The sequence below is a fragment of the Aquabacter albus genome (assembly GCF_040049275.1).
Classification (GTDB): Bacteria; Pseudomonadota; Alphaproteobacteria; order Rhizobiales; family Xanthobacteraceae; genus Aquabacter.
This window is the reverse complement of record NZ_JBDZDT010000005.1, coordinates 476,470-497,544: the sequence shown is the minus strand read 5'-3', so window position 1 is coordinate 497,544 and position 21,075 is coordinate 476,470. Positions and strand designations below refer to the sequence as shown.

Genomic DNA, 21,075 nt, shown 5'->3' with positions numbered 1-21,075 from the left:
GAGAGTCTGGCTGCGCTTAGGCATGCTGGCTGTACGGTCTCGGCGATTTTCCGTCACCCATGGCGACGCGAGGGCTATATAGCGCGGACAGTCATACGATGAAGAGGCAAGTTGGCCTAAAGAGGCCAAGAATTGCCATTGTCGTGGACGGGGACGGACCCTAGCGGTTCACGCGGCGGCCGGCACCCCTGGAGGAATGAGTAATGTCTTTGAACAAAGTTGCGGTGTTCGGGATGTTCTTTGGCTTGGCATTGACCGCGGGGGCCGGCGAGAGCCGGGCTGTGGTCTATTGCACGGGGCCGGGGGTGCCGGTCGGCTGCGTCGTTCGTCCGGCGCCGGGCGTCGTCCACTGCACGCGGCCGGGCTATCCGGTGGGCTGCACCGCCAACCCGGGCGGGGTCGGCGTGCTGCCGGGCGCCGGGGCAGGCGCGGCTGGTGTGGGTCTCGCGCCGGGCGCTGGCGCTGGCGCGGCTGGTGTCGGGGTGGCACCGGGTGCCGGTGTGGGCGGTCCGGGCTGGGGTGCGAACACCGGCGGTCCGGTGAACCGCGCCGGGGTGCGCTGAGCACGCTATTATCCGCGTTTGAAGGCGGCGCGTTGCGCCAGTCCTGGAGGGGCACGACGGCCTGCGCCGCGGGCGAGGCCGTCCTTATGCGAGGAGGAAGACCCATGTACTTCAAGCTGACGGCCGCCGCCGGCCTTTGCCTCATCACGTCCGTCGCGCTCGCCGACCGTCCGGCGGCCGACAAGTGCGCTGCCGGCCTCAACACCAACGGCAAGGCCATTTACAGCGCCTCCGCGCCGCAGGTGGCTCCCGGCGCCGACCTGCGCAGCATCGTGACGGCCAATACGCAGGCGCTGGTCAAGTCCGGCGCCGTGTCCATGGGCGATGCCCGCCCCGCCGCCGAGGCGGCCGGCAAGTGCCTGGCGATGATCAATTCCTGATCACCCTGCGCGGCATCACAGCCGCGGGTGAATGAGATAAAAAAATGCCCCGGACGGTGACGTCCGGGGCATTTTTCGTTTGGGCTGAAGCTTGGTGTTACTGGCGCGACGCGGGGTGGCGGCCCAGCAGCGTCGCCATCTCGGCTTCCAGATCCTCGAACGGGTCGCCCTTGTCCGCCGGCTTTTCGGCCGGGGGAGGGGCTGCGGGCTGGGACGGGGCGGCGGCCTCGCCGACGGGCGTTTCGGGCACCAGCGCTTCCGCGCGCGCCTTTTCTTCCGCTTCCGCGTCGCGCGCCAGCGTCAGTTCCAGCTCGCGCACCAGATCGTTTTCGTGATGCCCGACATCGGGCACCTGGACCACCGTGTCCGAAACGATGGCATCCTGCACCACCACGCCCGGCTCGCTTGCCGGTGCAGGAGCGACGGGCGGCTCAACGGGAGGAGCCGCCGGAGCAGCCGGAGCGGGCGTCATCATCGAGGGCACGGTCGCGCGCATCATCGGCGAGAAGCGCGCGGGGGTCAGGCGCGGGGCAGGGGGAGGCGGGGCCTCGGCCGGCGCAACCTCCGCCCGCTTCGGCTGCGGGACGACGGGTGTCTCCAGCGCCTGCCCCAGCGCGGTATCGAGCCGGTTCGCCATGTCGCCGATCTGGGGTTCGCTACGCCCCTCAGGAGGGGGGGCGCTGCGGGTCGGCCGGCTCAGGCTGAACATGGGGATGCGCCGCGCCGGCGGCTCCTCCTGGACCTCGGGCGTGGCCGGCTCCTGGGGAGGCGCAACCGGTTCCGGTGCGACGGCCACGGGCTCGGGCGCGGTGGCGACGGGTTCCGGCGCGGCTGCCACGGGCTCCGGTGCCTCGACCGAAGGAATGGGCGCCGGCGTTTCCGCAACGGGAGCCATTGGTTCGATGGCCGGGGCCACAACGGCCGGCTCAGGCGCGGGCTCGGCGACCGCCTCGGCCAGCTTGGCCTCGCCGGTTGCGGGGACCCGGCGCAGGCTGCTGGTGAAGCTGGACGGTGTGCGGGCCGGGCGCTCGGGAAGACTGACGGGCCGGATCGGGCGGGGGGCCGCCTCGCCTTCTGGACGCAGCGGACGGCGCGCGGTCAGGGGGCGGCGGGGTTCGAGGGCGGGCGCCGCCGGTTCGGCGGGCTGGGATTGGGGCTCCGCGGCCGGCGCGGCAGGCTCGGGAGGCGCCGGGGTCGGCTCGGCGGCCGGAGGCGGCGCGGTGAGGGAGGGAGCCGGCGGGGTCAGGGAAGGGGCAGCGGCCCGGCGCGGCAGGGCCTCGCGGGGCGCAGGCGGCTCACGCAGCTGCGTCGTCTCGCGCTGGACGGCATCCCGGGCGGCAATGGCATCGCGCGTCAGGCCACGGCTGATGCCCGGCTCCACCACCAGATCCACCGCGCCGCCGAGGAGGAGGAGGTGTTCCACATCATCCCGCCGCACCAGAACGAGCCGGCGGCGCTGATCCACGGCGACGCTGTCGAGCACCGCAAGGCGCGCCTGTCGGGAGCGGCCGCCGCTGCCGTGCCCGCCGCCACTGAGGCGGCGCACGATGAGAACGGTCAGCCCGAGCAGGGCAACGATCACGATGGCAGCAATTGCCACCCTGACCGGCAGATCGAGCTGCGTTCCAAGCAGGTCCTGCAACATCATGTCTCCTCTTCGCTGTGTGCGGCACCGGCCTGCATTGTCAAAAGACGGCCATCCCCATACAGCAACATAAGCGCGCGGCATCCGGAGTCGCGCGCAAAGAAATTCTTGACCATCTGGTCAATAATTCAACCAATGCCGTAACTTTGCGTTAATTTCCAGGAGTCTGCAGCTTGAGGGTGGGACGGGCCAAGCGGCACGATCAGAAGGAATATTCATGATGACTGGCGCGCGCGGTGATCGCGCGGAGGGTGCGACCAGCCTGTTTCGGCCGCAAAGATATGGCTTCCAGCGCCTCATGGTGGGGGGTGCGGCGTTTGCCGGGGGGTTAATCGGGGCGGTATTCCAGGATGGCGGCGGCCCAGTGCTGACTGCGACGCTTGCTGCGTTGGCCGCCATTGGCATTTTTTCCCTCATCACCTCCTCCGTCCGCATCTGGCGCGGTGACGAGCGCCGCAATGACGATCTGGCGCGCACGCTCCTTGGCGCCACCAGCGATGCGGTCGCGCTCGTCGAGGACGGCGAGCGCCTTGTGGAGGTGAATGCCCCCTATCTGCGCCTGAGCCGGAGCAATGAGGGCCAGGCGCCCACGCCCGAACGCTTTCTCAGCCGCATTCCCGGTTCTCAAGGGCCCGTAGGGGCGTTGCTGCGCGCCATCGCAGACGGCACGCATGGCGTGCAGATGTTCCCCTTCGACCCCGAGCCCGGCGGCCGTCGGCTTGTGGCGGCGGTACATCCTCTGGAGGGACTGCGGCGCGTGGTCTGGGTGCTGAGCCTCGGCGAGGCCAGCGGGCGGCTTTCCGGCGTGCCGGCCGGGCAGCGCCAGTCCCGCGCGGCTCCGGCGGTGGCCTCCGGTGCGAATCTGGCCGCGGCGGATGCGGACGGGGCCGCCATTCTCACCACGCTGTGGGAGACGGCTCCGGTGGGTCTCCTCCTCCTGTCCCCCCAGGAGGGCCGGGTTCCCAACGGCACCTTCGCCCATTGGCTCGGCTATGACCTTGCCGAATGGGGGACGGCGGGCGTGCCCTTTGCCGAACTGGTGGACCCGCAGAGCGAGTCGGCGGTGCTGAAGGCCCTCACCCAGGGTGAAGCGGGTTCGGCGGGCATCGACGTGGATTTCATCTGCAAGGACGGCTCCACATGGCCGGCCCATGTCTGGATCGGCGGGCGGCCGGGCGGGGAAAGCGTGCTGGCGGCCGTGCCGCGCGCCCCGGTGCTTCAGCCGGTGCAGTCCCTCGCGCCGCCATCGCTTGCGAGCGGGGCGGAAGCCGCCTTCTTCACCCGCTCTCCGTTGGCCATGGCGAGCGTCGACCGCGCCGGGCGGGTGGTGGAAGCCAACGGCAGCTTCGCCCGCCTGTTCGCCGGCAGCGGCGCGGCGGTGATCGGCGCCAAGCTGGAGCGGCTCGTGGTCGAGCGCGACGGACAGGCGGTGGAGCGCCTCCTGAAGGATACCGTCGCCGGGCAGGCCCCTGTGACGCCCGTGGAAGCCTCGATCGCCGGAGATGGCGGGCGCTCGGCGCGGCTGTATGCGGCCATGCTCGGGCCGGGTGTCTCGGGAATCGCCGTCTATGCGGTCGACACCACCGCCCAGCGGGCCCTGGAGGCCCAGTTCGCCCAGTCTCAGAAAATGCAGGCCATCGGCCAATTGGCCGGCGGCGTCGCGCACGACTTCAACAACGTCCTCACCGCCATCCTCGGCTATTGCGATCTGCTTTTGGCCAATCACCGGCCGAGCGACCCGTCCTTCCCGGACATCATGCAGATCAAGCAGAACGCGAACCGGGCGGCCGGGCTGGTGCGCCAGCTTCTCGCCTTCTCGCGGCGGCAGACCCTGCGTCCGCAGGTGATCCATCTCACCGACGTCCTGTCCGACCTGTCCATGCTGCTGCGCCGCCTGATCGGCGAGAGCATCGAATTGAAGGTGGAGCACGGGCGCGACCTCTGGCCGGTCAAGGTGGACGTGAACCAGTTCGAGCAGGTGGTGGTGAACCTCGCCGTCAATGCCCGCGATGCCATGCCGGGCGGGGGCTTGCTCACTCTGCGCACATCCAATGTGCCGGCTCAGGAGTGCGCCATCTACGGCGATGCGGGCACGCTCGTGTCCGCCGACTACGTGCTCATCGAGGTGTCGGACACCGGAACGGGCATTCCGCCGGAGATCATGGACAAGATTTTCGAGCCCTTCTTCTCCACCAAGGAGGTAGGGAAGGGCACTGGCCTCGGCCTCTCGACCGTCTATGGCATCGTCAAGCAGACCGGCGGCAACATCCTGGCGGCGAGCGTGCCGGGGCGGGGCACTGTGTTCCGCGTCTTCCTTCCCCGCCACGAGCGCACCACCGAGGATGCCTTGCCGGTGCCCGTCGAGCCGGACGCGCGCGCTGCCGATCTCACGGGGCAGGGGACCATCCTGCTGGTGGAGGACGAGGACGCGGTGCGCGCATTCGCCTCCCGCGCCCTGATTGCCCGCGGCTACAACGTGATTGCGGCCGCGAGCGGGGCGGAGGCGCTGGAGGCCATGGACAAGGCCGGCACGCGCATCGATCTCGTCGTTTCCGACGTGGTGATGCCCGAGATGGACGGGCCGACTCTCTTGAAGGAACTGCGTGGGCGCGATCCGGGCCTGAAGGTGATCTTCATTTCGGGCTATGCGCAGGAAGCGTTCGGCAAGAATCTCGCGGAAGGGGAGAAATTCTCCTTTCTGCCGAAGCCCTTCTCCCTGAAGCAGCTGGTGGCGGCGGTGAAGGAAGCGAACGGCGCCTGACCCCGCGCGAGAGCGGTGGACAGGCGCCGGGCCATACTGTCGCACCTCCGCTCTCCCGGGGCGCCCTCGCCATCGCCGCGCCGCAGCGGGGCGGGATTGAAAATCCGCCTTGGAATACATAATTCAGAGTAGGAATTGGCCTTTTGCGACCGCAGGATGACACATTTTTGCGGTGCAATAGGAGGGAAAAGATGACGGTCGGCAGAGCGCTCTTGCCACCCATCTGGCACTGCGATAAGCCTCGCTCGTTTCGAATTCCTCCAACCGAGGCCGGCGCGGTAACGCTTCAAGCGGATCGCCCAATGCGCCCCGAGGTGCGGACATGAATCTCTTGCTGCAGGACTACCTGCCGGTGGTGATCTTCATCGGCGTATCCCTGGTCATCGGGCTCGCCCTCCTGATCTCGCCGTTCCTTGTTGCCTACAGCAAGCCGGACCCGGAAAAGCTCTCGGCCTATGAGTGCGGGTTCAACGCCTTCGACGATGCGCGCATGACCTTCGACGTGCGCTTCTATCTCGTCTCCATCCTCTTCATCATCTTCGACCTGGAAGTCGCCTTCCTCTTCCCCTGGGCGATCTCGTTCGGTGGCCTCGGCGACCTCGGCTTCTGGTCCATGATGATCTTCCTCGGCGTGCTCACGGTCGGGTTCATCTACGAATGGCGCAAGGGAGCACTCGAATGGGATTGACCCCTGCCACCTCGCCCATGGTCGCTCAGGCGCCCAAGGGCATCATCGACCCTTCCACCGGCCGCCCCGTGGGCGCGGATGATCCCTTCTATAAGGAGATCAACGCCGAGCTCGCGGACAAGGGCTTCCTCATCACCACCGCCGATGATCTCATCACCTGGGCGCGCACCGGCTCGCTCATGTGGATGACCTTCGGTCTCGCCTGCTGCGCGGTGGAGATGATGCAGGTCTCCATGCCGCGCTACGACGTGGAGCGCTTCGGCTTCGCGCCGCGCGCCTCGCCGCGCCAGTCGGACGTGATGATCGTCGCCGGCACGCTGACCAACAAGATGGCCCCCGCGCTCCGCAAGGTCTACGACCAGATGCCGGAGCCGCGCTACGTCATCTCCATGGGCAGCTGCGCCAATGGCGGCGGCTACTACCATTATTCCTACGCGGTGGTGCGCGGATGCGACCGGGTGGTCCCGGTGGACATCTACGTGCCCGGCTGCCCGCCGAGCGCGGAAGCGCTGCTCTACGGCGTCCTTCTTCTCCAGAAGAAGATCCGCCGCGTCGGGACCATCGAACGCTGATCGCGCCAAGCTATCGCCGCCGGGAAGCCGGCTTCCGGGCGGCGCGGGGAAGATGCAGATGGACGAGACCCTGAAGGACCTGGCGGCCCACATCTCCGGTGTGCTGGGCAGCGCTGTGCGCGCTTCCAACATCGCCTTCGGCGAGTTGACGCTTGAGGTGGAGCGCGGCGAGATCGTCAAGGTCGCGACCTTCCTGCGCGACGATCCGAGCTGCCTGTTCGCCTGCATGATCGACATTTGCGGCGTGGACTATCCCGCCCGCGAGAATCGCTTCGACGTCGTCTACCACCTGCTCTCCATGAAGCAGAACCTGCGTATCCGCCTGAAGGTGGAGACCGACGAGACCACCACCGTCCCCTCCATCTGCTCGGTGTATGCGGGCGCCAACTGGTTCGAGCGGGAGGCCTACGACATGTACGGCATCCTGTTCACCGGCCATCCCGAGCTGCGCCGCCTGCTCACCGATTACGGCTTCGACGGGCATCCGCTGCGCAAGGACTTCCCGCTGACCGGCTTCGTCGAGGTGCGCTACGACGACGAGGCCAAGCGCGTGGTCTACGAGCCGGTCCGGCTCGCCCAGGAGTTCCGCAATTTCGACTTCCTCTCCCCCTGGGAGGGTGTCGAGTACGTGCTGCCCGGCGACGAGAAGGCTGCCCCGCAGCCCGGCGCCCCGAAGGCGGGCTGAAGGAGCGACCCATGGCCCATACCCTCGATAGCCCCCGGCCCGCCGCTCCGGTCCGCAACTTCCAGATCAATTTCGGCCCGCAGCATCCCGCGGCCCACGGCGTGCTGCGCCTGGTGCTGGAGCTGAACGGCGAGGTGGTGGAGCGCGTCGATCCGCATATCGGCCTGCTGCATCGCGGCACTGAAAAGCTGATCGAGGCCAAGACCTATCTCCAGGCCGTGCCCTATTTCGACCGGCTCGATTATTGCGCGCCCATGAACCAGGAGCACGCTTTCTGCCTCGCGGTGGAGAAGCTGCTGGGGCTGGAGGTGCCGAAGCGCGGCCAGCTGGTGCGGGTGCTGTATTCCGAGATCGGGCGGCTTCTGTCGCACATCCTGAACGTCACCACCTTCGCCATGGACGTGGGCGCGCTCACCCCGCCTTTGTGGGGCTTCGAGCAGCGCGAAAAGCTCATGATGTTCTATGAGCGCGCCTCCGGCAGCCGCATGCACGCGGCCTATTTCCGGCCGGGCGGCGTGCACCAGGACCTGCCCACCAAGCTCGTCGAGGACATCGGCGCGTTCTGCGATCCGTGCCTCGCGCTGCTGGACGACCTGGACGCCCTCGTCACCGGCAACCGCATCTTCAAGCAGCGCACCGTCGATATCGGCGTGGTGACCCTTGAGGACGCCATGGCCTGGGGTTTCTCGGGCGTGATGGTGCGCGGCTCCGGTGCCGCCTGGGACCTGCGCCGTGCGCAGCCCTATGAGTGCTATTCCGAGCTGGATTTCGACATCCCCATCGGCAAGCACGGCGACTGCTACGACCGCTACGTGGTGCGCATGGAAGAGATGCGCCAGTCCATCAAGATCATGAAGCAATGCGTCGAGCGCCTCCTGAAGGAGCCCGGCCCGGTGCATTCCCTCGACCACAAGGTCACGCCGCCCAAGCGCAGCGAGATGAAGCGGTCCATGGAAGCACTCATTCACCATTTCAAACTATACACGGAAGGCTTCCACGTGCCGGAAGGCGACGTCTATGCCGCCGTGGAGGCGCCGAAGGGTGAGTTCGGCGTCTATCTGGTGGCGGACGGCACCAACAAGCCTTATCGCTGCAAGATCCGCGCACCCGGCTTTGCCCATCTGCAGGCCATGGACTTCCTTTGTCGCGGGCACATGCTCGCCGACGTCTCGGCGGTGCTGGGCTCCCTCGACATTGTGTTCGGGGAGGTGGACCGTTGAAGACACTCATCAGCACTGCCGCCGCGCTTATCTGCGCGACCTCCGCTTTCGCTGCCGATCCTCTGGTGATCACGCCGTCCGCGGTGGTGGTGAAGACCCCCATCGACGTGGTGGTGCCCGTGGCCGTGCCCGCCCCCCCGCCGCGCGCGGTGGTGGTGGAGCGCATCACCATGTACAGCCTTCTCGAGACCGGCTGGACCCCCGTCAACGCGGCCATCATCCCTGAGAGCGGCATCCCCGGCACCCGTGGCGCGTTCGCCCATGTGGGCCATGCCAGCGCGGTGCGCCTCTACAAGGATGGCGTCTACGCCGATTGCGGCATCGGCCAGGTGGGCGGGATCTACAACGACTGTCGCATCGTCACTTCGGGAAGACCCTGATGTCCGTCCGCCGCCTCGCAGCCGTCCAACCCGAAAGCTTCGCCTTCACGGCGGAGAATGAGGCGTGGATCGACCGCCAGATCGCCAAATATCCCGAGGGCCGGCAGGCGAGCGCGGTGATCCCGCTCCTGTGGAAGGCGCAGGAGCAGGCGGGTGGCTGGCTGCCGGAGCCGGCGATCCGCGCGGTGGCTCAGCGTCTCGACATGGCGAACATCCGCGTCATGGAGATCGCCACCTTCTACACCATGTTCAACCTGGAGCCGGTGGGGCGCCACTTCGTGCAGCTCTGCGGCACCACGCCCTGCATGCTGAAGGGCGCGGAAGAGCTGAAGGATGTCTGCCGCCGCAAGATCGGCCCCGAGCGCCACGTTTCCGAGGACGGCGCGCTCTCCTGGCTGGAGGTGGAGTGCCTCGGCGCCTGCGCCAATGCCCCCATGGTGCAGATCAATTACGATTATTACGAAGACCTCAGCCCCGAGGTCTTTGGCCAGATCCTCGATGATCTGCGCGCCGGCAAGCCGGTGAAGACGGGCTCGCAGAACGGCCGGCAGATGTCGGCGCCCCTCGGCGGCCCGACCACGCTCACCGACCCCGCCCTCTATGCCCCGAGGGCCCCGGCCAGCGGCGTGAGCGCGGAGACGCCCGATCTGCAGGAGGCTGCAAAGCCTTCCACGGCAACGCCGACCCCCGCCGACCCGCTCGCCGCCGCCTCCGCCAAGGAGGAGAAGGCCATCAACGGGAAGGACACGCGGGAGAAACGCGAGGAGGTGGCTGTCGCCGCCCAGGAGAGCAGCCCCTCCGTGACGGGCTCCAAGCGCAGGGCGCCGAAGACCGGCACCGGCGTGCGCGATCCGGAGGAGTGAGCCATGCTCCATGACAAGGACCGCATCTTCACCAATCTCTACGGCATCCATGACTGGGGGCTGAAGGGCGCCCTGGCGCGCGGCAACTGGGATGGCACCAAGGGCATCCTGGAAAAGGGCCGCGACTGGATCATCAACGAGATGAAGGTGTCCGGCCTGCGCGGCCGTGGCGGCGCGGGCTTCTCGACGGGCCTGAAATGGTCCTTCATGCCCAAGCAGTCGGACGGCCGGCCCCACTATCTCGTGGTGAACGCAGACGAATCCGAGCCCGGCACCTGCAAGGACCGGGAGATCATGCGCAACGATCCGCATCTGCTGATCGAGGGCTGCCTGATCGCCTGCTTCGCCATGGGCGCGCACGCGGCCTACATCTATGTGCGCGGCGAGTATGTCCGCGAGCGCGAGCAGCTGGAAGCCGCGATCGATCAGGCCTATGAGGCAAAGCTCATAGGCAAGGATAACGTCCACGGCTATCCCTTTGATCTTTATGTGCATCATGGTGCCGGTGCCTATATTTGCGGCGAAGAGACGGCGCTGCTGGAGAGCCTGGAAGGCAAGAAGGGCATGCCGCGGCTGAAGCCGCCATTCCCTGCAAACATGGGCCTTTATGGCTGCCCCACCACGGTCAACAACGTGGAATCCATCGCGGTTGCCCCGGATATCCTGCGGCGCGGCGCGGCCTGGTTCGCCGGCATCGGCCGGGCGAACAATGTGGGTACCAAGCTGTTCGGCATTTCCGGCCACGTGAACACGCCCTGCGTCGTGGAAGACGCCATGGGCACCACGTTCAAGGAACTGGTGGAGAAGCACGGCGGCGGCGTCCGCGGCGGCTGGGACAATCTCCTCGCCATCATCCCCGGCGGCGCCTCGTGCCCCATCATCCCGGCGGATCAGTGCGAAGACCTGATCATGGACTTCGACGGCACCCGAGCGGTGAAGTCGAGCCTCGGCACAGCCGGCATCCTCGTCATGGACAAGTCCACGGACGTGGTGCGGGCGATCGCGCGCATCTCCTACTTCTTCAAGCATGAGAGCTGCGGCCAGTGCACGCCCTGCCGCGAAGGCACGGGCTGGATGTGGCGCGTGCTGCACCGCATGGCGGAAGGCCGCGCCCAGAAGCGCGAGATCGACGCCTTGCTGGAAGTGACCACCCAGATCGAGGGCCACACCATCTGCGCGCTGGGCGATGCCGCCGCGTGGCCAGTGCAGGGCCTGATCCGGCACTTCCGTCACGAGATCGAGAAGCGCATCGACCAGTATGCGGCCAACCCGCACCCTGACCCCGTTCTCGTGGCGGCGGAGTGATGTCGATGCGCATCGACCAGGAGAAGCACCGGCTGTCGGTCACGAAGAGTGATCTTTCGGGATCGGTGTTCGATGACGTCAATCTGTCGGGCGTGACCGCGGAGAACGTGAATCTCTGCGGTGGCCGGTATCACAACGTGAATGTCTCCGGATCCAGCTTCGACGATGCCAACATGTCGGGCCTATGGGTTGAGAACGCCAATCTGTCCGGCCTGAGGGTCAAGAATGCCAATCTGGCCGGCGCCGTCATCGCCGACTGCCGGATGGAGGGCATGACCATCAACGGGGTCGATGTGACCGAACTTCTGGCCGCGTGGGAAGCGCGCGCTGCCGGCCGCGAGGCGAACGCACAATGAGCAAGATCATCGTCGACGGCACCGAGGTTGACGTCCCCGCCGAGTTCACGCTGCTGCAGGCGTGCGAGGCGGCGGGGGTGGAGATTCCGCGCTTCTGCTTCCATGAACGGCTGTCCATCGCCGGCAATTGCCGCATGTGCCTGGTGGAAGTGAAGGGCGGGCCGCCCAAGCCCACCGCGTCCTGCGCCATGGCGGTCAAAGACCTGCGCCCCGGCCCGAACGGCGAGCCGCCCGTGGTGCTCACCAAGAGCCCCATGGTGAAGAAGGCCCGCGAAGGGGTGATGGAGTTCCTGCTCATCAACCACCCGCTGGACTGCCCCATCTGCGACCAGGGCGGCGAGTGCGACCTGCAGGACCAGGCCATGGCCTATGGCGTCGACACCTCGCGCTTTGCCGAGAACAAGCGGGCGGTGGAAGACAAATATATCGGCCCGCTGGTGCGGACCTCCATGAACCGGTGCATCCACTGCACCCGCTGCGTGCGCTTCTCCACGGAAGTTGCTGGCGTGCCCGACCTCGGCGCCATCGGCCGCGGCGAGGACATGGAGATCACCACCTATCTCGAGCACGCCATGCGCTCGGAGATGCAGGGCAATGTGGCGGACCTCTGCCCGGTGGGCGCGCTGACCCATAAGCCCATGGCCTTCCATGCCCGTCCCTGGGAAATGGTGAAGACCGAATCCATCGACGTGATGGATGCCGCCGGCTCCAACATCCGCATCGACACCCGCGGCCGCGAGGTGATGCGCATCCTTCCCCGCACCAATGAGGCGGTGAACGAGGAGTGGATCTCGGACAAGACCCGCTATGTGTGGGACGGCCTGAAGACCCAGCGCCTCGATCGCCCCTATGTGCGCCGAGACGGTCGTCTCACGCCTGCCACCTGGACCGAGGCGTTCGACGCCATCGCCGCCAAGGTGAAGGGCACGGCGCCGGCCAAGATCGGCGCCATCGTCGGCGATCTCGCCAGCGCCGAAGAAGCCTTCGCGCTGAAGGCTCTGCTGGCCAAGCTCGGCTCGGGCAATATCGACTGCCGGCAGGACGGCGCGGCGCTGGACCCGGCGCTCGGCCGGGCCGCCTACATCTTCAATCCCGGTATTGACGGGATCGAGGAAGCGGACGCCATCCTCCTCATCGGCACCGACCCGCGCCACGAAGCGCCCGTCATCAATGCCCGCATCCGCAAGCGCTGGCGCGCGGCGGCGGGGGCGTTGAAGATCGGCCTCGTCGGCACGTCGGTGGATCTGACCTATCCCTATGAGTATCTCGGCGCCGGCCCGGAGACCCTGGCGGACCTCGCCGGCTCCGGCACCTTCGCCGATGCGCTGAAATCCGCCGAGAAGCCGCTGGTGATCGTCGGGCAGGCCGCTCTTGGCCGTCCGGACGGGGCCGCCGTGCTCTCGCTCGCCGCCCGCCTCGCGGTGTCGGTCGGTGCGGTCAAGGACGGCTGGAACGGCTTTGCGGTGCTCCACACCGCCGCCGCCCGCGTGGGTGCGCTGGACGTGGGCTGCGTGCCCGCGGACGGCGCCCTGGATGCGCTCGCCATGGCGGCACCGGGCGCGCTGGACGTGGCCTTCCTCCTGGGCGCCGATGAGATCGATGTCTCGCCGGGCGCCTTCACAATCTATATCGGCACCCATGGTGATCGCGGCGCGCACCGCGCCGACGTGATCCTGCCCGGCGCGGCCTATTCCGAAAAGTCCGGCCTCTATGTGAACACCGAAGGTCGGGTGCAGTTCGCGAACCGCGCGGCCTTCCCGCCCGGCGATGCCCGCGAGGACTGGGCGGTGCTGCGCGCGCTGTCGGAAGTGCTGGGGCAGAAGCTGCCCTATGACACGCTGTTCGCGCTGCGTGCGGCCTTAGTCGCGGCCCACCCCCATTTCGGGCGGACCGATGGGCTGGAGCCGGCGGACGCTGCCGCCGTCACGGCCTTGTCGGCCAAGGGTGGCACGACAGAGAAGGCCGCCTTCGGCCTCGCGATCAAGGATTTCTACCTCACCAACCCCATCGCCCGCGCCTCCGCCGTCATGGCCGAGTGCTCGGCGCTGCGGCTGGGCGGGGCGACCGCCGTGGCGGCAGAGTAAGGGCGGGGCGGATAATGACCTGGCAGGACACTCTTCTGAAGGTGGCGATCATCGCGGGGCAGAGCCTCGCGCTTCTGGTCGCCCTGCTGATCTTCATCGCCTACATCCTGCTTGCGGACCGCAAGATCTGGGCGGCGGTGCAGATGCGCCGGGGCCCGAACGTGGTGGGCCCGTTCGGCCTGCTGCAATCCTTCGCGGACCTGCTCAAGTTCGTGCTGAAGGAGCCGGTGATCCCGTCCAGCTCCAGCAAGGCGCTGTTCCTGCTGGCACCCCTGCTGAGCTGCGTGCTGGCGCTCGCCGCCTGGGTGGCGCTGCCCATCGCCGACGGCTGGGTGATCGCCGACCTGAACGTGGGCATCCTCTACATCTTCGCCATCTCCTCGCTGGGCGTGTACGGCATCATCATGGCCGGCTGGGCGTCCAACTCGAAGTATCCCTTCCTGGCGGCCCTGCGTTCGGCAGCGCAGATGGTGTCCTACGAGGTCTCCATCGGCTTCGTGATCATCACCGTGCTCATGTGCGCGGGCTCCCAAAATCTCTCCAAGATCGTCGAGGCGCAGGACGGGCCGCTCGGCCTGCTCAATTGGTATTTCCTGCCGCTGCTGCCCATGTTCGTGATATTCTTCGTCTCAGCACTCGCTGAGACGAACCGCCCGCCCTTCGACCTGGTGGAGGCGGAATCCGAGCTGGTCGCGGGCTTCATGGTGGAATACTCCTCCACGCCGTACTTGCTCTTCATGCTCGGTGAGTACGTGGCCATCATGACCATGTGCGCCATGGGCACGATCCTGTTCCTGGGCGGCTGGCTCTCGCCGCTGCCGTTTGCGCCCTTCACCTGGGTGCCGGGCGTGATCTGGTTCGTGCTGAAGCTGTGCTTCATGTTCTTCCTGTTCGCCATGGCCAAGGCCATGGTGCCCCGCTATCGCTACGACCAGCTCATGCGTCTCGGCTGGAAGGTGTTCCTGCCCATCTCGCTGGTGGCCGTGGTGGTGGTGGCGAGTGTCCTGCACTTCACGGGGACGGCGCCGCAATGATCCGCCCGTCTTCCCGTCCGCAACCGACCGGAGCTAGGCCATGAAGCTCGACCAGGCGGCGCGCGCCATTTTCCTGACGGAGCTGGTCTCCGGCTTCTTCCTCGCCATGCGCTACTTCTTCGCGCCCAAGGCGACCATCAACTATCCGTTCGAGAAGAACCCCATCTCGCCGCGCTTCCGCGGCGAGCATGCGCTGCGCCGCTATCCCAACGGGGAAGAGCGCTGCATCGCCTGCAAGCTCTGCGAGGCCATCTGCCCGGCGCAGGCCATCACCATCGAGGCCGGCCCGCGCCGCAATGACGGCACGCGCCGCACCACCCGCTACGACATCGACATGGTGAAGTGCATCTATTGCGGCTTCTGCCAGGAAGCCTGCCCGGTGGATGCCATCGTCGAGGGGCCGAACTTCGAGTTCGCCACCGAGACCCGCGAGGAACTTTACTACGACAAGGAACGGCTGCTGGCGAACGGCGACCGTTGGGAGCGCGAGATCGCGCAGGCGATCGCGCTGGACGCGCCGTACCGTTGAGCTTGGGGAGCTGCCCGCCGGGTGGGTGGCTGAATGGGATTGGGCGGCGGCCGTGTCCTGCGGGCGCCTCAGACGAGTGGACTTTTGTCATGTGTACGGGCTATCGACGGGCCGGCGGCCGCATGCGGCCACAGGCAACCGCGAAGAGGATCGGCGCAGGCGCGCCGCGCAAGAGGGGGCTCGGCGCATGAGTGTCGCGGCAGCGTTTTTCTATCTCTTCGCCGGCGTGCTGGTGGCGTCCGCCTTCATGGTGATCGCCTCGCGCAATCCCATCCACTCGGTGCTCTTCCTCATCCTCTGCTTCGTCAATGCGGCGGGCCTGTTCATCCTGATCGGCGCGGAGTTCCTCGCGCTCATCCTGGTGGTGGTCTATGTGGGCGCGGTGGCGGTGCTGTTCCTGTTCGTGGTGATGATGCTCGACGTGGACTTCGTCGAGCTGCGACAGGGCTTTCTGCAATACCTGCCCATCGGTGCGCTCATCGGCGTGATCTTCCTGGCCGAGCTGGTGCTCGTGGTGGGCAGCTGGGCCACCTCTTCGACGGTTGCCACCGCGCCGCAGATCGCCCAAGCCACGGCCGGCTTGAGCAACACGCAGATGCTCGGCCGGGTGCTCTACACCGACTATGTCTACTTCTTCGAGGCGGCCGGCATGGTGCTGCTGGTGGCCATGATCGGCGCCATCGTGCTGACGCTCCGCCACAAGACCAACGTGAAGCGCCAGAACATCTCTGCCCAGGTTGCCCGGACGCCCGAGACCGCGATGGACGTGGTCAAGGTGCGCCCCGGGCAGGGCATCTGAGGAGGGAAAGATGGAAATAGGGCTTTCCCACTACCTCACCGTCGCGGCGATCCTGTTCACGCTCGGCACGGTCGGCATTTTCCTGAACCGGAAGAATGTCATCGTCATTCTGATGTCGGTGGAGCTGATCCTGCTCGCCGTGAACATCAACCTCGTCTCCTTCTCCGCCTTCCTCGGCAACATCGTGGGGCAGGTGTTCGCGCTCCTGGTGCTGACGGTGGCAGCCGCCGAGGCGGCCATCGGGCTCGCCATCCTCGTGGTGTATTACCGCAACCGCGGTTCGATCGCCGTCGAGGACATCAACGCCATGAAGGGTTGAGGCCATGTATCAGGCGATTGTCTTCCTCCCCCTCATCGGCTTCCTCATTGCCGGCCTGTTCGGCCGGCTCATCGGCGCACGCGCCTCGGAGGTGGTGACCACCTCCTTCCTCTTCATCGCCTGCTTCCTCGCCTGGATCGCCTTCGTCAGCGTGGGCTTCGGCGAGCATGACACGCGCGTCCAGGTGATGCGGTGGATCTATGTGGGCGACCTGAAGATCGACTGGGCGTTCCGCGTCGACACCATGACCGTGATCATGCTGATCGTGGTCACCACCGTCTCCTCCCTCGTGCACCTCTATTCCATGGGGTACATGCACGAGGATCCGAGCCGGCCGCGCTTCTTCGCCTATCTCTCCCTCTTCACCTTCGCCATGCTCATGCTGGTGACGGCGGACAACCTGCTCCAGCTGTTCTTCGGCTGGGAGGGCGTGGGCCTCGCGAGCTACCTGCTCATCGGCTTCTGGTATGAGAAGCCCTCGGCCAATGCCGCCGCCATGAAGGCCTTCGTGGTGAACCGCATCGGTGATTTCGGCTTCATGCTGGGCATCTTCGCCATCTTCGTGATGACCGGCGCGGTGAATTTTGAGACCGTGTTCGCGCAGGCGCCTTCGCTCGCCGGCAAGACCATCGACTTCCTCGGCCATCATTGGGATGCGCCGACGGTGATCGCGATCCTCCTGTTCATCGGCGCCATGGGCAAGTCGGCCCAGTTCTTCCTGCACACTTGGCTACCGGACGCCATGGAAGGCCCGACCCCGGTCTCGGCTCTCATCCATGCGGCCACCATGGTGACCGCCGGCGTGTTCATGGTGGCGCGCATGTCGCCTATCTTCGAACTCTCGCCCACCGCCCTTGAGCTGGTGATGGTGATCGGCGGCACCACGGCCATGTTCGCGGCCACCGTCGCCCTGGTGCAGAACGACATCAAGAAGGTGATCGCCTATTCCACCTGCTCTCAGCTCGGCTACATGTTCGTGGCCATGGGGGCAGGGGCCTATTCCATCGGCATGTTCCACCTGCTCACCCATGCCTGCTTCAAGGCGCTGCTGTTCCTCTGCGCCGGCTCGGTCATCAATGCGATGCACCACGAGCAGGACATGCGGAACATGGGCGGGCTCTGGAAGAAGATCCCCTTCACCTACGCCATGATGCTGATCGGCACCTTGGCCATCACCGGCTTCCCCTTCCTCGCCGGCTACTATTCCAAGGACGCCATCATCGAATCCGCCTGGGCGTCCACCAACCACTTCGCCCTCTACGGCTGGATCATGACCGTGGCGGCGGCGGCGCTGACCTCCTTCTATTCCTGGCGCCTCGTCTTCCTCACCTTCCATGGCCATCCGCACGACCATCACCATTACGAGGCGGCGCATGAATCGCCGCTGACCATGACCATCCCGCTGGGCATCCTGGCGGTTGGTTCGGTGATTTCGGGCTTTGCGCTCTACAACCAGTTCGCGGGCCATGACGTGGAGCACTTCTTCCGCCACGCCATCTTCATGGGGGCGGAGAACCACATCCTCCACACCATGCACGAGATCCCGGGCTGGGCGGTCTACATGCCCACCATCATGATGGTGCTCGGCCTCGGGGTCGCCTACTGGTTCTACATGGTGGACCGCAGCCTGCCGGCGCGGCTCGCCCACAGCCAGGACGCGCTCTACAAGTTCCTGCTCAACAAGTGGTATTTCGACGAGATCTACGACTTCCTGTTCGTGCGCCCGGCCTTGTGGGCCGGCCGCGTGCTCTGGAAGCAGGGTGACGGGCGCATCATCGACGGCATCGGGCCGGATGGCGTCTCCGCCCGCGTGCTCGACGTGACCGGCCGCGTGGTGCGGCTGCAGAGCGGCTACCTCTATCACTATGCCTTCGTGATGCTGATCGGCGTGGCCGCGCTCATCACCTGGTTCATGTTCGCCGGAGTGTGACGATGACCACCTGGCCGATCCTCTCCGTCATCACCTTCCTGCCGATCGTCGGCGCGCTGTTCATCCTCGTGGTGCGCGGCGACGAGGAGGTCGTCGCCCGCAACGCCCGCTGGGTGGCGCTGTGGACCACGCTCGTCACCTTCATCGTCTCGCTGCTGCTGCTGCCGGGCTTCGACCATTCGGCGCCGGGCTTCCAGTTCGTGGAGAAGCACCCGTGGCTGGGCGAGATCGCCGCCTACCACATGGGCATCGACGGCATTTCCCTGCCGCTGCTCATCCTCACCACCTTCCTCATGCCCTTCTGCATCCTCGCCTCCTGGGAGAGCGTGCATAAGCGGGTGAAGGAATACATGATCGCCTTCCTGGTGCTCGAGACCCTCATGGTCGGCACCTTCTGCTCGCTCGATCTCGTCCTCTTCTACTTCTTCTTCGAGGGCGGCCTGATCCCGATGTTCCTCATCATCGGCATCTGGGGCGGCCCGCGCCGCATCTATGCGAGCTTCAAGTTCTTCCTCTACACCCTCGCCGGCTCCGTGCTGATGATGCTCGCCATCATGGCCATGTACTGGCAGGCCGGCACCACCGACGTGCCGACCCTCATGACCCACGGCTTCCCGAGTGGCATGCAGACCTGGCTGTGGCTCGCCTTCTTCGCTTCCTTCGCGGTGAAGATGCCCATGTGGCCGGTGCACACCTGGCTGCCCGACGCCCACGTGGAAGCGCCCACCGCGGGCTCGGTGATCCTGGCCGGCGTGCTGCTGAAGCTTGGCGGCTACGGCTTCATCCGCTTCTCGCTGCCCATGTTCCCGGAGGCGTCGCACCTGTTCGCGCCTTTGGTCTACACCCTCTCCGTCATCGCCATCATCTACACCTCGCTGGTGGCGCTGGTGCAGGACGACATCAAGAAGCTGATCGCCTATTCCTCCGTCGCCCATATGGGCTTCGTGACCATGGGCATCTTCGCCATGAACGAGCAGGGCCTCCAGGGCGCCATGTTCCTCATGATCTCCCACGGCTTCGTCTCGGGCGCGCTGTTCCTGTGCGTGGGCGTCATCTACGACCGCATGCACACCCGCGAGATCAAGGCCTATGGCGGGCTCGTGAACCGCATGCCGCTCTACGCCACGGCGCTTATGGTGTTCACCATGGCGAATGTGGGCCTGCCGGGCACGTCGGGCTTCGTGGGCGAGTTCCTCACCATGCTCGCCGTGTTCGAGCGCAACACCTGGGTCGCCTTCTTCGCGGCCACGGGCGTCATCCTCTCGGCTGCCTATGCGCTCTGGCTCTACTGGCGCGTCATCTTCGGCAAGCTGGAGAAGGACAGCCTGAAGGGCATCCTCGATCTCAGCCCCCGCGAGGTGGTGATCATGGTGCCGCTGGTGGTGCTCACCATCCTGTTCGGCTTCTGGCCGGCCCCCATCCTCGACATGACCTCCACGGCGGTGAACGCCGTGGTCGCCCGCACCGATTCCGTGGCCCAGGCGGTGAAGACCGCCTCGCTGCTGCTCAGCTTCTGATCCGAGGTCGCCCGATGTCCTCCCTCCTGCCGCCGCTCGGCGCCGTCCTTCCCGAAGTGCTCCTGGCGCTCGCGGCCATCGCGCTGCTGCTGCTTGGCGCGGTGCGGGGCGAGACTTCGGCGAATCTCGTGACAGGGCTCGCCATCGCGGTACTGGCGACGGCGGGCGTGCTGGTGCTCCTCGGGCCGGGGCATACCATCACCGCCTTCGGCGGCTCGCTGGTGCTCGATCCCTTCGCCCGCTTCATGAAGGCGCTGGCGCTGCTGGGCGCCACGGCCTCGCTCATCATGTCGGTGGACTGGCTGAACCGCGAGCAGCAGAACAAGTTCGAGTATCCGGTCCTGATCCTCATCGCCACGCTGGGCATGATGATGCTGGTGTCGGCGGGCGACCTGATCGCGCTTTATCTCGGCCTGGAGCTGATGAGCCTGTCGCTCTACGTGGTGGCGGCCATCAACCGGGATTCGATCCGCTCCACCGAGGCGGGCCTGAAATATTTCGTCCTCGGCGCGCTCTCCTCGGGCATGCTGCTCTATGGCGCCTCGCTGCTCTACGGCTTCACCGGCACGGTGAATTTCGACGCCATCGCCAAGGCGGCCACCACGCCGACGCTGGGCCTCGTCTTCGGCATCGTGTTCGTGATGGCGGGCTTGTGCTTCAAGGTCTCGGCCGTGCCGTTCCACATGTGGACGCCGGACGTGTATGAGGGCGCCCCGACCCCGGTCACCGCCTTCTTCGCCACCGCGCCCAAGGTCGCGGCCATGGCGGTCTTCATCCGCGTGGCGGTGGAGGCGCTGCCCAACGTTGCCCATCAGTGGCAGCAGATCATCGCCTTCGTCTCGCTGGCCTCGATGGTGCTCGGCGCCTTTGCCGCCATCGGCCAGCGCAACATCAAGCGACTGCTTGCCTATTCCTCCATTGGCCATATGGGCTTCGCCCTTGTGGGCTTGGCTGCCGCCACGCCCCAGGGCGTGCGGGGCGTGATGGTCTATATGGCCATCTACGTGGCCATGACGCTGGGCTCCTTCGCCTGCGTCCTCGCCATGCGCCGCAACGGCCGTGCTGTGGAGAATGTGGACGAGCTGGCGGGCCTTGCCCGCACCCGGCCCATGATGGCGCTGGCGCTCGCCGGCCTCATGTTCTCGCTGGCCGGAATTCCGCCGCTTGCCGGCTTCCTCGCGAAATACTACGTCTTCCTCGCCGCCATCCAGGCGGGCCTCTATGGGCTCGCCATCATCGGCGTGCTCGCTTCGGTGGTCGGGGCGTACTATTATCTGCGGATCGTCAAGATCATGTACTTCGACGAACCGGCAGACGCGTTTGATCCCATGCCTGGCGAGCTTAAGGCTGTGCTCGGCGTGTCGGGCCTGTTCACTGTCTTCTACTTCCTGTGGCCGGCCCCTCTCATCGATGCGGCCGGCGCGGCTGCGCGGGCGCTTTTCTGA

The 21,075-nt window shown here is 66.5% G+C and carries 20 protein-coding genes; 19 read left to right on the top strand and 1 reads right to left on the bottom strand.

Translation table 11 applies throughout. From position 1 onward, the window contains the following. Positions 1-203 precede the first annotated feature (203 nt). Together ABLE91_RS15095 and ABLE91_RS15090 are read left to right on the top strand one after the other, a co-directional pair. Positions 204-563: a hypothetical protein gene (locus tag ABLE91_RS15095; protein WP_348931879.1), complete on the top strand. Its 360-nt coding sequence runs from the start codon at positions 204-206 to the stop codon at positions 561-563. A gap of 104 nt (positions 564-667) precedes the next feature. Next, positions 668-943, top strand: a complete 276-nt coding sequence (locus tag ABLE91_RS15090) for a hypothetical protein (protein ID WP_348931877.1) — start codon at positions 668-670, stop codon at positions 941-943. Between the two features lie 97 nt (positions 944-1,040). Here the strand turns inward: ABLE91_RS15090 and ABLE91_RS15085 are convergent, their stop codons facing one another. Then, positions 1,041-2,588 (bottom strand): flagellar biosynthetic protein FliO, encoded by a 1,548-nt coding sequence (locus ABLE91_RS15085; RefSeq protein ID WP_348931876.1) that lies wholly within the window; start codon positions 2,586-2,588, stop codon positions 1,041-1,043. Between the two features lie 364 nt (positions 2,589-2,952). On the opposite strand from ABLE91_RS15085, the gene ABLE91_RS15080 reads away from it, so the two are divergent. The 17 genes from ABLE91_RS15080 to nuoN all read left to right on the top strand — a co-directional run bounded on the left by ABLE91_RS15080 (position 2,953) and on the right by nuoN (position 21,075). Then, positions 2,953-5,349 carry a response regulator gene (locus ABLE91_RS15080; protein ID WP_348931874.1) on the top strand — a complete coding sequence of 799 codons (2,397 nt, stop codon included), beginning with the start codon at positions 2,953-2,955 and terminating at the stop codon, positions 5,347-5,349. Positions 5,350-5,671: 322 nt separating this feature from the next. Then, positions 5,672-6,037, top strand: coding sequence for an NADH-quinone oxidoreductase subunit A (locus ABLE91_RS15075; RefSeq protein ID WP_348931872.1), 366 nt, complete (start codon positions 5,672-5,674; stop codon positions 6,035-6,037). Continuing rightward, positions 6,028-6,609, top strand: coding sequence for a NuoB/complex I 20 kDa subunit family protein (locus tag ABLE91_RS15070; RefSeq protein WP_348931870.1), 582 nt, complete (start codon positions 6,028-6,030; stop codon positions 6,607-6,609). The genes ABLE91_RS15075 and ABLE91_RS15070 overlap by 10 nt, the downstream gene beginning before the upstream one ends. A gap of 58 nt (positions 6,610-6,667) precedes the next feature. Further along, a complete protein-coding gene (locus tag ABLE91_RS15065) occupies positions 6,668-7,294 on the top strand; it encodes an NADH-quinone oxidoreductase subunit C (RefSeq protein ID WP_348931868.1) in 627 nt (208 codons plus the stop codon). 11 nt (positions 7,295-7,305) lie between these two features. After that, positions 7,306-8,514, top strand: a complete 1,209-nt coding sequence (locus ABLE91_RS15060; protein WP_348931866.1) for an NADH-quinone oxidoreductase subunit D — start codon at positions 7,306-7,308, stop codon at positions 8,512-8,514. Continuing rightward, positions 8,511-8,894: a hypothetical protein gene (locus tag ABLE91_RS15055; protein ID WP_348931864.1), complete on the top strand. Its 384-nt coding sequence runs from the start codon at positions 8,511-8,513 to the stop codon at positions 8,892-8,894. Before ABLE91_RS15060 ends, ABLE91_RS15055 begins: the two co-directional genes overlap by 4 nt. Beyond that, complete coding sequence (gene nuoE / locus ABLE91_RS15050; protein WP_348931863.1) at positions 8,894-9,757, top strand: NADH-quinone oxidoreductase subunit NuoE; 864 nt, start codon at positions 8,894-8,896, stop codon at positions 9,755-9,757. The genes ABLE91_RS15055 and nuoE overlap by 1 nt, the downstream gene beginning before the upstream one ends. A gap of 3 nt (positions 9,758-9,760) precedes the next feature. Beyond that, a complete protein-coding gene (nuoF, locus tag ABLE91_RS15045; protein WP_348931861.1) occupies positions 9,761-11,062 on the top strand; it encodes an NADH-quinone oxidoreductase subunit NuoF in 1,302 nt (433 codons plus the stop codon). A gap of 5 nt (positions 11,063-11,067) precedes the next feature. Next, entirely contained in the window at positions 11,068-11,418 is a 351-nt protein-coding gene (locus tag ABLE91_RS15040; RefSeq protein WP_348931859.1) for a pentapeptide repeat-containing protein, read from the top strand. After that, positions 11,415-13,502, top strand: a complete 2,088-nt coding sequence (nuoG, locus tag ABLE91_RS15035; protein WP_348931858.1) for an NADH-quinone oxidoreductase subunit NuoG — start codon at positions 11,415-11,417, stop codon at positions 13,500-13,502. The genes ABLE91_RS15040 and nuoG overlap by 4 nt, the downstream gene beginning before the upstream one ends. Positions 13,503-13,516: 14 nt before the next feature. Continuing rightward, positions 13,517-14,536 carry an NADH-quinone oxidoreductase subunit NuoH gene (gene nuoH / locus ABLE91_RS15030; protein WP_348931856.1) on the top strand — a complete coding sequence of 340 codons (1,020 nt, stop codon included), beginning with the start codon at positions 13,517-13,519 and terminating at the stop codon, positions 14,534-14,536. A gap of 40 nt (positions 14,537-14,576) precedes the next feature. After that, complete coding sequence (gene nuoI / locus ABLE91_RS15025; RefSeq protein WP_348931854.1) at positions 14,577-15,065, top strand: NADH-quinone oxidoreductase subunit NuoI; 489 nt, start codon at positions 14,577-14,579, stop codon at positions 15,063-15,065. 187 nt (positions 15,066-15,252) lie between these two features. Continuing rightward, positions 15,253-15,864, top strand: a complete 612-nt coding sequence (locus ABLE91_RS15020) for an NADH-quinone oxidoreductase subunit J (RefSeq protein ID WP_348931853.1) — start codon at positions 15,253-15,255, stop codon at positions 15,862-15,864. A gap of 10 nt (positions 15,865-15,874) precedes the next feature. Next, positions 15,875-16,183 carry an NADH-quinone oxidoreductase subunit NuoK gene (gene nuoK / locus ABLE91_RS15015; RefSeq protein WP_348931851.1) on the top strand — a complete coding sequence of 103 codons (309 nt, stop codon included), beginning with the start codon at positions 15,875-15,877 and terminating at the stop codon, positions 16,181-16,183. A 4-nt stretch (positions 16,184-16,187) separates the two neighbouring features. Beyond that, positions 16,188-18,113, top strand: coding sequence for an NADH-quinone oxidoreductase subunit L (gene nuoL / locus ABLE91_RS15010; RefSeq protein WP_348931849.1), 1,926 nt, complete (start codon positions 16,188-16,190; stop codon positions 18,111-18,113). A 2-nt stretch (positions 18,114-18,115) separates the two neighbouring features. Beyond that, positions 18,116-19,630: an NADH-quinone oxidoreductase subunit M gene (locus ABLE91_RS15005; RefSeq protein ID WP_348931848.1), complete on the top strand. Its 1,515-nt coding sequence runs from the start codon at positions 18,116-18,118 to the stop codon at positions 19,628-19,630. Between the two features lie 14 nt (positions 19,631-19,644). Beyond that, positions 19,645-21,075 carry an NADH-quinone oxidoreductase subunit NuoN gene (gene nuoN, locus ABLE91_RS15000; RefSeq protein WP_348931847.1) on the top strand — a complete coding sequence of 477 codons (1,431 nt, stop codon included), beginning with the start codon at positions 19,645-19,647 and terminating at the stop codon, positions 21,073-21,075.

Bases quoted from the DNA above. Each gene is read 5' to 3' on its own strand.
- nuoG (WP_348931858.1), top strand. From the start codon at position 11,415: ATGAGCAAGATCATCGTCGACGGCACCGAGGTTGACGTCCCCGCCGAG.
- ABLE91_RS15065 (WP_348931868.1), top strand. From the start codon at position 6,668: ATGGACGAGACCCTGAAGGACCTGGCGGCCCACATCTCCGGTGTGCTG.
- ABLE91_RS15095 (WP_348931879.1), top strand. From the start codon at position 204: ATGTCTTTGAACAAAGTTGCGGTGTTCGGGATGTTCTTTGGCTTGGCA.
- nuoL (WP_348931849.1), top strand. From the start codon at position 16,188: ATGTATCAGGCGATTGTCTTCCTCCCCCTCATCGGCTTCCTCATTGCC.
- ABLE91_RS15005 (WP_348931848.1), top strand. From the start codon at position 18,116: ATGACCACCTGGCCGATCCTCTCCGTCATCACCTTCCTGCCGATCGTC.
- nuoK (WP_348931851.1), top strand. From the start codon at position 15,875: ATGGAAATAGGGCTTTCCCACTACCTCACCGTCGCGGCGATCCTGTTC.
- ABLE91_RS15090 (WP_348931877.1), top strand. From the start codon at position 668: ATGTACTTCAAGCTGACGGCCGCCGCCGGCCTTTGCCTCATCACGTCC.
- ABLE91_RS15040 (WP_348931859.1), top strand. From the start codon at position 11,068: ATGCGCATCGACCAGGAGAAGCACCGGCTGTCGGTCACGAAGAGTGAT.
- ABLE91_RS15060 (WP_348931866.1), top strand. From the start codon at position 7,306: ATGGCCCATACCCTCGATAGCCCCCGGCCCGCCGCTCCGGTCCGCAAC.
- nuoE (WP_348931863.1), top strand. From the start codon at position 8,894: ATGTCCGTCCGCCGCCTCGCAGCCGTCCAACCCGAAAGCTTCGCCTTC.
- ABLE91_RS15020 (WP_348931853.1), top strand. From the start codon at position 15,253: ATGAGTGTCGCGGCAGCGTTTTTCTATCTCTTCGCCGGCGTGCTGGTG.
- nuoI (WP_348931854.1), top strand. From the start codon at position 14,577: ATGAAGCTCGACCAGGCGGCGCGCGCCATTTTCCTGACGGAGCTGGTC.
- ABLE91_RS15085 (WP_348931876.1), bottom strand. From the start codon at position 2,588: ATGTTGCAGGACCTGCTTGGAACGCAGCTCGATCTGCCGGTCAGGGTG.
- ABLE91_RS15075 (WP_348931872.1), top strand. From the start codon at position 5,672: ATGAATCTCTTGCTGCAGGACTACCTGCCGGTGGTGATCTTCATCGGC.
- ABLE91_RS15070 (WP_348931870.1), top strand. From the start codon at position 6,028: ATGGGATTGACCCCTGCCACCTCGCCCATGGTCGCTCAGGCGCCCAAG.
- nuoN (WP_348931847.1), top strand. From the start codon at position 19,645: ATGTCCTCCCTCCTGCCGCCGCTCGGCGCCGTCCTTCCCGAAGTGCTC.
- nuoF (WP_348931861.1), top strand. From the start codon at position 9,761: ATGCTCCATGACAAGGACCGCATCTTCACCAATCTCTACGGCATCCAT.
- nuoH (WP_348931856.1), top strand. From the start codon at position 13,517: ATGACCTGGCAGGACACTCTTCTGAAGGTGGCGATCATCGCGGGGCAG.